The following is a 10,414-nucleotide window of genomic DNA, read 5'->3' as shown; positions in this document are numbered from 1 at the left end:
CGACGATCCGGTCAGGTGCCTGCGTTTCCCTTTCTGGCGGCCTGCGCGGCGAGTTGCTGTGCGAGCGATCCAGGCGTGTTGTCGCTGTACTGTTTTGCCAACAGTTCGCGGACTGCCTGGGGTGAAAGATCAGGGTTTTCGGCGGCCAGTTGCTGGCGTGTCTTGAATGCCCTGGTGCCGGTTGGGGTGGGTGCGGGATTGATTGCGTAATCTGTGGCGGCTGGGGTGTTTCGTTCTGCGAGGGGTGGCGATGTCGGTGGGCGGGTTACCCGGATGCGCCGCAGCGCCTGCTTGAAGCCGGACATGGTGAAGGTAAAGCCGTCGTTGTGCAGTTCCGAGAGGATGTGTTCGAGTGCGACACCGGCATTGATCGCGTGCTCGACATCGTTAATGACATCGCGCAGGCGCGCGGTCTGAGACCTGCGCACAGGATCGGAGGCCAGTGCGCGAATGCGTGAGGACAAGTTGGAGGTTGTCATGATCTGGTGGCCATTTTGTATACGGAGTGTATCCTAATTGTGATATATGTGAATTCTAAAAGAGACTTATAAAGTCTTGTTGAGTCTTTATGGATACTGCAAGTCGCTAATATGTAGCCTAAGTGCATTTCTGCATAGAAATGCAGGCACGAGAGGTATGTTTACAGAGCGCGACGCGCTCCGTAAAATACCCGTGCCAAAGGGGATGCCCCTTTGAAACCCCGCAGCTACGCTGCGGGGAAAAGCAGCGGGCGATGCCCGCAAGTTGGTGGGGCCGCGACGCGTCCTGATGAAGTGGTGAAAAACGAGGGAGGTTGCCGGCGATGCCGAAGCTGAAGCCAAAAGTGGAAGGGGGGTTGAGCCAGCCGATCAGTTTCCGGTTGCCACCAGCGGATCGGGCGGCGTATCTGGAGAAGGTGGCGGCGTCGGGCCTTACCCAGTCTGAATTTTTCCGGCAAGCGGTGCTGGCCAACCGCACGCAGATCGTCGCGCGGCCGAAGGCGAGCGGCGATCGCAAACGCCTGCTGTATGTCTTCAACAAAACCAGCAACAACCTTAACCAGATCGCGCACCGGGCGAACTCGGAGCACGCGCGCGGCAAGCTGTCCGAGGCGACCTACGAGCAGCTGGTAGACCAGCTGCAAATGATTTCCCGGTATCTGAAAGCAACGCTCGGCCGGGTCGACTGAAATGAGCGACGTGCAAAAGGCGATCTGGGCCGTAGTCGAACTGGAAGCGTTGCAGCACCTTGCGACGGCTGAGCTTACTCGTGGTCATTGCGGGGCGGCCCGGCTGACACTTGAGCGCGTACGTCACGCCCTGACGGTCAGTATCCATTTTGAGCTGGGGTGTCGCATTGCAATGGTGGAGCAGTGGCTCGGGAAACCGGTTTCTCCGGAGCCGGGCTCATGCTGATCAGGATTAGCGGCCACCACGACGGCATCAAGGAATACCTGGAGAAGGGGCAGAAGCAGGACCGCGAGTTCTCGCGCGACGAGATGGACGAACGCGTGATTCTAGCCGGCGACCTCGACATTACGAACGACATCATCCAGTCAATGGATACCGATGCCGAGCGGTACAAGACCATCACCCTGTCGTTCAAGGAAGATGACATCGAGCCGGCGACGCTCGACGCCATCGTGCGCGACTTCGAGGCGTTCGCGTTCGCGGCGTATGAGCCCGACGAATACTGCTTCTATGCCGAGGCGCATCTCCCGAAAATCAAGAGCTACACCGACCGGAAGAGTGGCGAACCGGTCGAACGGAAGCCGCATATTCACTTCGTGATTCCGAAGGTCAATCTGCTCAGTGGACGGAAGCTCGATCCGTTCGCGATGGTTGAGCACCAGGCGAAGTTCATCGATGCGTTCCAGGAGCACATCAACCACAAGTACGGACTGGCCAGTCCGAAAGACAACCGGCGCGTCGAGTTCACCAGCGCGTCGGAGATGATCAGCCGCTACAAGGGCGATGTGTTCGAGGGCGGCAATCGCGAGCTCAAGGCGGCGATTCTCGAAGCGGTCCTTTCGCGGGACATCACCGAATACGACGACTTCCGGACGCTGCTGCAGGAATTCGGCGAGACGCGCACGCGCAATGCGGGGCGGGCGACCGAATACGAAAACGTGAAGCGAGCCGATGCAGCGAAGGGCGTGAACCTGAAGGAATACGTGTTCTCGCGCGCGTTCGTCGAGTTGCCGGCCGACGAGAAGCGCGCTGTGATCGAACGGACCATCGAGCCTGAATATGAAGTAACCGGCGCGGAGCGTGCGACACCTGAAGCACTGCAGGACACGTTGCGTGAATGGCACGAGATGCGCGCCAGGGAAGTGAAGTATTTCAACGGCGGGAATCTCAATGCCTACCCGTTCTACCGTGATGCGGCTTCCGATGAGCGCCGGCAGTTGCTGGCGGTTCGCGAGCAGCGCTTCTATCAACGATTTCGAGGAGAGGTGAACCATGAGCGAGACACCGGAAGTGCCACAGAAAGGCAACTTTCTGGAGATGTGGGACGCGGCTATCGATTCAAGCGACCAGACGAGCCCGACATCGAGCGAGGCGTCGACCGGGAGCGAGGATCCGGTGACGCTGGGTACGGGCGAGGGCGGCGCGGCGCCGGGCGTGAGTGCCGAACGCCCAACGATCGCCGCGCCGACACCGGCCGACTTCGGCCAGATCATCAGTCTCACCTTGAGCCAGATCGATCCCGGACGGCGCCCGAATCCTTCGACCGTATGCGAAGTCTGTCCGGCATCGTTGTGGATGGCGACGCCGCGCGAGGTCAAGTGCTACTGCCGGCTGATGCACCTCGTGACCTGGAAGACATCGGAGCCGGTGGAAATGACGCATTGCGATGGCATGGCGCTGGCGAGCGAGGAATAGGGCAGCACGGGTACGCGCCTGCGGCAGAGAACTGGAGCGGACGCGCCGCGCAGATGTACGACGCGTGGCAGCACGCGGATCCGGACGAGCGTCAGCAGCTGACAGCGGCCAGCGCCGCGCGTTTTGCCCGCGAGCAGTACGGTTTCAAGGGGCGCGGTGCGAATACTGTGTTCACTGGTCGCTTTGCGGACGCTGACCAGCCGGCGAGCCTGACGGCCGTCAAGTCGCTGGCCAGCGTTGAGCAGTTGCATTTTTCCGGTACGCCAGCGCGGAACCGGTCGGCGCGTCCGGATCCGGCGACCGGCCGCGAAGCCGACACCGTGCGCGACCAGCTCGCGCGTGACATCGTGGAAGGCCGCGCGATCCGGCGTGATGCACCACGTCAGGAATTTCAGGAGATCAAACGTACACTCGATGCTGGCCGGCTGCTGGCGACGCTCGCGCACTCGCATGGCCTGATCCCGGCCAAATACGCCATCATCAAGGGCTGCGACGGCGGCGACCGGATCCAGTGCGGTAACCGCAATCTGAACGTGTCGGATTTCCTGACGAAGGAACTGAATCTGCCGTGGACCGAAGCCGCGCAGCTGATGCGCGACACGTACCGTGCACAGACCGGCCGCGATGCAATGTACGCGCCACGGCATGCGGCAGCATCGCCACTGTGGCGCGAGTTCCAGACGTACCGGGCCGAGCTGACTGAGCGCGATCGTGCAGCTTGGGTGGAGCAGGGGAGACACGAGCAGGCACAGCGAAGCTCGATCCGCTCGACGTTCCATGCTGCACGTAGCGCGATCCAGGCGGATCTGCAGCTGTCGCGCCCCGACCGGAAGGCTGCGCTGTCTGTGGCTCGCATGACCCGAGTCGAACAGGAGACGGCATTGCGATCGGCGATGGCGGCCGAGCGTGAAGCGCTGAAAGCAGTCACACGTCAGCCGCTCGATGAGCGTTACCGTGCGTTTCTCGCCGGGCAGGCGCAGGCTGGCAACGAACAGGCGCTGCTCGAGCTGCGCCGCATGCGGCGCACGGAACCCGAGCCGGATCCTACGTATGCCGCGATCCGTTCGACGCGGCAGCACGAGCCGAACGCGATCATCTATCGCGGGCCGGTGATCACGCATGAGGTGCAGCGCAATGGCGATGTAACCTACCGGCGCGATGGCGCTGCGCTGCTCGTCGACGAGGGGCCTTCGGTACGACTGTGGGAGAGCGACCGCGATGCGATCGAAACGGCGCTGCGCCTGGCGCAGCAGAAGTTCGGCCAGACGCTCATCCTGTCGGGTCCGCTGGAATTTCAGCTGGACGCCGCGCGCGTGGCAGCAGAGACCCGTCTGAATGTCGAATTCAACGATCCAGCCTTGAACCGCGTGATGCACGACCGGCGCCACGAGTTGGACACACAGGCTGAAGCGCAGCGGCGGCAGGAGAGCGAACGCAATGCGGCGATGCGCAAGCTCGCGCGGGATATGCTGCGCTCACCAGAGCCCGACCGTTCGGGTAATGACGAGCGCAGCGCAGGCGACGACTCGCCCGACGTTGGTCGGGATCAGGATCCGGATATGGAGCGCTGATTCGCGGTGCGTTCACGATTCCAGTCCGCGTCCGACCGCGATGTGCCACGGTTCGTTGTGGACCGTCAGCCGCTCCGTGATGAGTCTTTCCAGGCGTTCGGCGTCGGGTCTCAGGTGTTGCCAGCGGGCTGCTTCATTATCCATGTCGCCCACTGACAGCGGCATGGTCACGACAAGCCCGGCTTCCTTTAGTCGACGGGCAGCGTTCCAGAAGCTGTTCGCACTGTAAAGCTCTTTCACAGCAGTGATCGGCTGACCATAGGTCTGCGCCAAGTGCCACAGCAGAGCGATGGCATACCCCTGACGACGATTTCCAGGCGCTGTCTCGATCTCGAACAGGTAGACTCGATCGAAGAGTGGCGAGACGGCATAGGTGGCCGTGCCTACCTCGTTGCCAGACGAATTGTGGATTACGGCTTCGTAATCGGGATTCGGCGTGGTGAACGCTTTGTAGTAGTTTGCCGTTGCGTTGACGGTAATTCGCGGAAGGCGTTCCAGCCTGCGCCGTCCCTGCCATGTCCCAACGATTGTTCCAAGCATCTTCAACCCTCAATTGGAGAGATCGTCGATTGATTGTGTGATTGTTTGGGTCTGCATATAGCGGGCACTTTGTGTTTTCGCCCTGTGCAGCGCAACGTCTGAATCTGTAACCCAGCTTGCTGCGACCTTTGCAGCGACACGGCGGGCCGCTGACAACAGATCGCCATCAACAATCGGTTCCACTATGGGCGGTTGTTGCATTCCGGCTTCGGCACCGACATAGCCGTCGGCTGGCCGGGTAAAAGAGATTCCCGTTGCGATTAGCAGCCGCAGGCAGTCTTCGTTATGACCAACCGCATCAAACGTATCGAGATCTACCTCGCGAGGAATGTGCTGGTTTTCGTTCCCGAAAGCGCCGAGGCCAGCGCGGAAATTCAGTTCCTTGTCGTTCATTTTTTTCCTTGTCTTCGCACGCGATCTGTATGCGTGCTTTTCCGTTACGCAATAACGCGGATCACGCAAATGACAAACTGCATTCGCTGCTGTCAGGGAGCTGAGTCCAGGTCGAACAGGGCGCGGTCATTCGCGCGCGTGAGCGCTGCGTCCATCATTTGCCGAAAATCAGCCTCGTCCCACTCGCCGCAAGCAACTCGATGAAGGACTGCCTCGCCAACCAGCCTGATTTTACGTTCGCGATCGGCCCGGCTTTCCTTCACAGCTTTGCGTCGCGCCTTGTCAGCGGCCTTGCGCGCTTCCTTCAATGCTGCCAGTTTCTCATCCGTCGCGGCCAGACGGGTTTTCAATAGCGACATCCTCAGTTCTCCTCATATGAGATTTTGCCGGCTTCGGCTCGATCATAGTGTCTTCTTATCAGGCTCCCATGGGTTGAGAAGGTCAACGCCCGTTCGAATGAAGTCGCCCACGTTCCGTGTGACAACGGTCATGCCATGCACGAGGGCTGTTGCGGCGATCAGCGCATCGCGCTCAGCGCGCTGATCAGGCACATGGAGTCTTGCGCAGCGTTGCGCGACGGCAATATCGACGGCCAGCACACGGCCGGCGAAAGCCGGCAGGACGTGACTGTCCAGCCAGGCTCGAAGAATCGCGCCTTGCGCCGCGTCACGGCGTTCGATCAGAAGTACGCCGGTTTCCAGCTCCAGAATCGTGATGGCTGACAGGAAGAGGGCGCCGGGTGACACGCTGGCTGCCCACGCGGTCACGTTCCTGTCGGCCTTACCGGCTTTCGCCTTGCGTAGTTCTGAAACGACGTTGGTATCGAGGACAAACATCAGGACAGATCCGCCGGGCGGGAAATCGTACCCGCACGCGGCGGATCGAATTCAATCTGTTCGACGCCGGGCATGGCCAACATATCGATGATGCTGGCGGGTCCACCGATCAGCTTTTGATATTCCGCGATGGACAACAGGACGTGCGCCGGCCGGCCGCGATCGGTGATGAACACGGGCCCTTCGTTGGCGGCTTTCTTGGCACCGCTGGCGTCCTGATTGAACTCGCGGCTTGATAGGGTCGTAATGGTCATGGGATACCTCGACTCACGCTGATAATGTAGATATGTTACTACATCGTTGACGGCTTTGCAACTCTTGGCTGGTTCGTTTTGGGTATCCCCTTGGCGAACTAGCGAAGCGTGGTACTGTATTTCGCGAATATCAACCCAAAACAAGACCAGTTCGCTAAACCGACCCTTTCAGTACCGATGACCTATTTTGTGCGCGCGTACCTTCGCGCTTCCACCGACGAGCAGGATGCACAGCGGGCGAGGGGGGCGATGGAGCGCTTCGCCTACGAACACGGCGTGCGGATCTGCAACTACTACGCAGAAAACGAATCCGGGGCGCGGCTCGATCGCCCCGAACTCTTCCGGCTGTTGGCCGACAGCCGGCCGTCCGACGTATTGCTGGTGGAGGACGTGGACCGTCTTTCACGCCTGACCGGGACGGAATGGGAAAAGCTCAAAAGCCTGATCCGCCAGTGTCAGGTGCGTGTGGTCGCCGTCAACGTGCCGACGACCTGGCAACACCTTGCGCCCACGCAAAGCGAATTCGACGGGCGCATGTTCGGGGCGATCAACGACATGCTCCTCGATATGCTGGCGGCCATCGTGCGGGGGGTAGAGTCAAATCTGGTGTACGCGGTTTCGGCATAATCAGGCGGCCAGCGACTGCTGAGCCGGTGTGCTGTCGGTCACCGGTTCTCCATCCTTGAACCTCATTCCGTCAAACATCGAAGTGAGCTTTTCCGGGGCGCGGATGCGCCGCCACGATTCTTCGGCCGACTCGATCAGCTTGAATGCGAGGCCCAGAAAGGTCGCACGCGATACACCGTTGCGCGTGCGCTTCGTACGATGACGTACCGTCGCGAAGGTCGATTCGATCGGGTTCGTGGTGCGCAGATGCTGCCAATGTTCGGCCGGGAAATCGTAAAACGCCAGCAGTTCGTCACGATCTTCCGTCAGCTTGTCGGCCACCTTCGGATACTTTGCCGAGTAGGCGTCGACGAAGTGATTGAATGCGACCAGCGCATCAGCACGCGTGGCTGCCATCCAGATGTCCTGCATCGCCTTTTTGGCCCGGGCCTGCTGCGATTTCGGCAGCGCGTTGAGCACGTTGCCCATCTTGTGAAACCAGCAACGCTGATGCTTCGTCTGCGGGAACACTTCCTCCATCGCTGCCCAGAATCCCATCGCACCGTCGCCGCAGGCCAGCAACGGCCCGGACTGCAGGCCACGCCTTTTCAGATCCAGCAACCACTCGCTCCACGAGGCCTTCGATTCCCGATAACCGTCGCCGGTTGCCACGCGCTCCTTCGTGCCATCCGGCTTCACGCCAATGATAACGAGCAGGCACTGGCCGTCGGAATCGTCGCTGCGCACGCCCGTGTGAATGCCGTCGGCCCACCAGTACGCCCGCGCGCCGACGACAGGTCGCGCCGGTTCCACTGCGCATGCTCCTCGGCCCACTGAGCCTTCAGCCGGCTCACGACGTTCGGTGACATCCCGCTGACCTGGCCGCCCAGCATGATGCCCATCGCTTCGCTCATGTCGCCCGTCGCCTGCTGGATGATCTGCCGCGCGCCTTGCTGGATCAACTCATCAAGCACGCTCTTCGTTTCCGCTTTACTGCCGTTCGCTTTTTCCGTAATCTTCTTCATGGTGGTCGGTTCCGGCTCTCGCCGGGTTCGCTGGTTGTGCCTTTGACAAGCAACATTCTCAGCTATACCGCCACCGGTGGTTCAAAAGCCGTATTTTTTGCGTTACACAGAAGACGCCGAATTGTCTCAGGGCATCAGCCCTCAGGTCGTGCTCCATCTCGCAGGTAACGCTGCGTAATAGATCGTCTCGAACCGTTTGTCATTCTTCATCTGGTCTTTCAGCTTACCTTGCAGCATGCCGGACAGGATCGCCGTGCACGTGAAGGCGTTCCCCTTCCCAAGGAGTCTCCCCCTGTAATCCGCCAGATTGTCCTTTGAAAAGCCCTCGACACCAGGATCCAGTTCATCCGCATGATTGAGCATGGCGACCGCCAGCACCCGCAGCCCTTCCGGCGAATCCAACTCCCTGCCAAACATTCTGGAACTGCTCGCGTACGACAGTGAGGCCGCATGCGATCTTAGAAAGAAAGCCTTTTCAGCGTCATTCATTGAACCATGTACTGCTTCGGCCTCCGCAAAGAGCCGTTTCAGCAGGTCTTCCGAAAAACGCGCTTCCGAGAAATTATCGTACGAGACGTAATCATCATGAGCATGCCCCACCAGCGGCAGAACAAACCCCTTCAGCTCTGCCTGGATCCGCGGCGTTGTCCAATCCTCCTTCGCTCCGCTAGCGGCGCCCAGCATGTATGCCTGGACATAAGCCTGAGGAAGCAGCGATCTGGCGATCGTCTCCAGCGAGTGAATCGATAGTCGCGAGATACTTCTGGAGTGCAATACGGGGAATTGGGCAAGGTGCGCCTGATTGAACAAGGGATAGTACTCCGAGCGTGCGGTCTGCTCTACCTTATCCGGCTTGCGGCTCCAGTCGGCAGCCACGAATACATGGCCGAACTCTTCGCCCGGCTCCCCAGGGGCCCGCATAGCCTTCTTGAGGTCATCATCGGTCATCAGGATGCAGACCTCCTTTTCCCTGGCAAGCAACGGAAAATAGGACAGTTCCGGCGCATCCATGAGATCAGTGTTGTCCTTCTCAAACTGGATCAGGTTCTCGGGAAGTACATCCAGGTAAGTCTTGCGCACCTGCTTTGCCTTGTCCCGCAGCTTTTCATGCTGTTCGGCCGCAACCAGTATCTGCAGCAGGCTGAAGCTGTTCGCACGAGCCCACGCATATCCCGCGGGTGCCGGTTGTCCCAGCTGTGCTTGAGCATGGTCGAGCATGGTCCCCAGTCCATGCGAGGACCAGCCCTCCACCGGGAAGGGAGCGTCCTGATAGATCAGGAACAGCGTCTCAGCCGCCTTCTGGACAAAGGAGTTGATCAGAGGACTCTTTTCCTGATACTCGGGATGGGGCTAACAGGAACTCCGCGACCACAGCCTGAACGGCAGGATCATTGACACCGGCACTCATGGCGTCGTCAAGCGCCCCGATAGCCAGCTCCATGCAGCGGATCCTGTTTTCGCCCTTTAACCGCCTGTCGATCACAGTCAGGATGCTGCCGGAGTCAGGATTGTTCCGGTGGTTAAAGAGAACATCGCGTAGCTCTGGATCGCTCAGGTCCACTGACAATCCAGCGAAGAGGATCCCGGGAAGCACTTCATCGGTAAACTCACCAGAGTGGTGCAAGAGCGCTTCCAGCGAGAATGTCGCCTGGTTCAAGATTGCGGCGCGCAGGTTCGCCTGGCTCAGGTTCGCCCGGCTCAGGTTCGTCTCGCTCAGGTTCGCATCGCGCAGGTCCGCCCAGCGCAGGTTCGCCCCGCCCAGATTCGCCCCGCGCAGGTTCACCCCGCGCAGGTTCACCCCGCGCAGGTTCACCCCGCCCAGGTTCGCCCCGCTCACGTCCGCCCCGCTCAGGTTCGCCCAGCTCAGGTCCGCCCCGCTCAGGTCCGCCCCGAGCAGGTCCGCCCCTAGCAGGTTCGTCCCGCTCAGCTTCGCGTCGCTCAGGATCGCCCCGCGCAGGTTCGCCCCGCTCAGGTTCGTCTCGCTCAGGTCCGCCCAGCGCAGGTTCACCCCGCTCAGGTTCACCCCACGGAGGTTCATCCCGCTCAGGTTCGCCCAGCGCAGGTTCACCCCGCTCAGGTTCACCCCACTGAGGTTCATCCCGCTCAGGTTCGCCCCGCTCAGGTTCGCCCCGCTGAGGTTCGCCCCGCTCAGGTTCACCCCGCGCAGGTTCGTCTCGCGCAGGTCCGCCCTGCTGAGGTTCACCCCGCCCAGGACCATCTCGCTCAGATCCACCCCGCGCAGGTTCGCCCCGCTCAGGTTCGCCCCGCTCAGGTTCGCCCCGCTCAGGTTCGCCCCGCGCAGGTTCGCCCCGCTCAGGTTCGCCC

General features: G+C 60.7%; 11 protein-coding genes and 1 pseudogene. 3 read left to right on the top strand and 9 right to left on the bottom strand.

The features are described 5' to 3' along the window. Positions 1 to 11 precede the first annotated feature (11 nt). Positions 12 to 479 (bottom strand): hypothetical protein, encoded by a 468-nt coding sequence (locus P0D80_RS47345; RefSeq protein WP_408294965.1) that lies wholly within the window; start codon positions 477 to 479, stop codon positions 12 to 14. Positions 480 to 802: 323 nt separating this feature from the next. Here P0D80_RS47345 and P0D80_RS47340 point away from each other — a divergent pair, with 323 nt between their 5' ends. Both P0D80_RS47340 and P0D80_RS47335 read left to right on the top strand, forming a co-directional pair. Continuing rightward, positions 803 to 1,168, top strand: a complete 366-nt coding sequence (locus tag P0D80_RS47340) for a plasmid mobilization protein (RefSeq protein ID WP_408294962.1) — start codon at positions 803 to 805, stop codon at positions 1,166 to 1,168. A gap of 309 nt (positions 1,169 to 1,477) precedes the next feature. After that, on the top strand, positions 1,478 to 4,435 hold the full coding sequence (locus P0D80_RS47335; protein WP_408294959.1) for an LPD7 domain-containing protein: 2,958 nt from the start codon (positions 1,478 to 1,480) through the stop codon (positions 4,433 to 4,435). A gap of 12 nt (positions 4,436 to 4,447) precedes the next feature. Here the strand turns inward: P0D80_RS47335 and P0D80_RS47330 are convergent, their stop codons facing one another. From P0D80_RS47330 to P0D80_RS47310, 5 genes are all read right to left on the bottom strand, one after another. Further along, complete coding sequence (locus P0D80_RS47330) at positions 4,448 to 4,975, bottom strand: hypothetical protein (RefSeq protein ID WP_408294956.1); 528 nt, start codon at positions 4,973 to 4,975, stop codon at positions 4,448 to 4,450. A 9-nt stretch (positions 4,976 to 4,984) separates the two neighbouring features. After that, on the bottom strand, positions 4,985 to 5,368 hold the full coding sequence (locus tag P0D80_RS47325; RefSeq protein WP_408294953.1) for a hypothetical protein: 384 nt from the start codon (positions 5,366 to 5,368) through the stop codon (positions 4,985 to 4,987). Between the two features lie 92 nt (positions 5,369 to 5,460). Continuing rightward, entirely contained in the window at positions 5,461 to 5,727 is a 267-nt protein-coding gene (locus P0D80_RS47320; protein ID WP_408294951.1) for a DUF8583 domain-containing protein, read from the bottom strand. A gap of 42 nt (positions 5,728 to 5,769) precedes the next feature. After that, positions 5,770 to 6,207, bottom strand: a complete 438-nt coding sequence (locus tag P0D80_RS47315; RefSeq protein ID WP_408294968.1) for a type II toxin-antitoxin system VapC family toxin — start codon at positions 6,205 to 6,207, stop codon at positions 5,770 to 5,772. Beyond that, entirely contained in the window at positions 6,204 to 6,458 is a 255-nt protein-coding gene (locus P0D80_RS47310) for a type II toxin-antitoxin system Phd/YefM family antitoxin (protein WP_408294948.1), read from the bottom strand. The genes P0D80_RS47315 and P0D80_RS47310 overlap by 4 nt, the downstream gene beginning before the upstream one ends. Before the next feature lie 108 nt (positions 6,459 to 6,566). On the opposite strand from P0D80_RS47310, the gene P0D80_RS47305 reads away from it, so the two are divergent. Further along, positions 6,567 to 7,085, top strand: coding sequence for a recombinase family protein (locus P0D80_RS47305; protein WP_408294945.1), 519 nt, complete (start codon positions 6,567 to 6,569; stop codon positions 7,083 to 7,085). Here P0D80_RS47305 and P0D80_RS47300 read toward each other — a convergent pair. The 3 genes and pseudogenes from P0D80_RS47300 to P0D80_RS47290 form a co-directional block, all read right to left on the bottom strand. After that, positions 7,086 to 8,089, bottom strand: a pseudogene (locus P0D80_RS47300) (IS256 family transposase). It abuts the gene before it with no gap. A 141-nt stretch (positions 8,090 to 8,230) separates the two neighbouring features. Then, on the bottom strand, positions 8,231 to 9,307 hold the full coding sequence (locus P0D80_RS47295) for a hypothetical protein (protein ID WP_408294942.1): 1,077 nt from the start codon (positions 9,305 to 9,307) through the stop codon (positions 8,231 to 8,233). Positions 9,308 to 9,377: 70 nt separating this feature from the next. Further along, on the bottom strand, positions 9,378 to 10,414 hold a 1,037-nt coding region (locus tag P0D80_RS47290), incomplete at its 5' end, for a pentapeptide repeat-containing protein (RefSeq protein ID WP_408294939.1).

This window comes from Paraburkholderia sp. RL17-373-BIF-A (assembly GCF_046030175.1).
Lineage (GTDB): Bacteria > Pseudomonadota > Gammaproteobacteria > Burkholderiales > Burkholderiaceae > Paraburkholderia.
This window is presented reverse-complemented; position numbering and strand designations above follow the sequence as displayed.

Coding starts and splice junctions, on each gene's coding strand:
- P0D80_RS47335 (WP_408294959.1), top strand. CDS start 1,478: ATGGACGAACGCGTGATTCTAGCCGGCGACCTCGACATTACGAACGAC.
- P0D80_RS47295 (WP_408294942.1), bottom strand. CDS start 9,307: ATGCTCGACCATGCTCAAGCACAGCTGGGACAACCGGCACCCGCGGGA.
- P0D80_RS47310 (WP_408294948.1), bottom strand. CDS start 6,458: ATGACCATTACGACCCTATCAAGCCGCGAGTTCAATCAGGACGCCAGC.
- P0D80_RS47330 (WP_408294956.1), bottom strand. CDS start 4,975: ATGCTTGGAACAATCGTTGGGACATGGCAGGGACGGCGCAGGCTGGAA.
- P0D80_RS47345 (WP_408294965.1), bottom strand. CDS start 479: ATGACAACCTCCAACTTGTCCTCACGCATTCGCGCACTGGCCTCCGAT.
- P0D80_RS47325 (WP_408294953.1), bottom strand. CDS start 5,368: ATGAACGACAAGGAACTGAATTTCCGCGCTGGCCTCGGCGCTTTCGGG.
- P0D80_RS47340 (WP_408294962.1), top strand. CDS start 803: ATGCCGAAGCTGAAGCCAAAAGTGGAAGGGGGGTTGAGCCAGCCGATC.
- P0D80_RS47320 (WP_408294951.1), bottom strand. CDS start 5,727: ATGTCGCTATTGAAAACCCGTCTGGCCGCGACGGATGAGAAACTGGCA.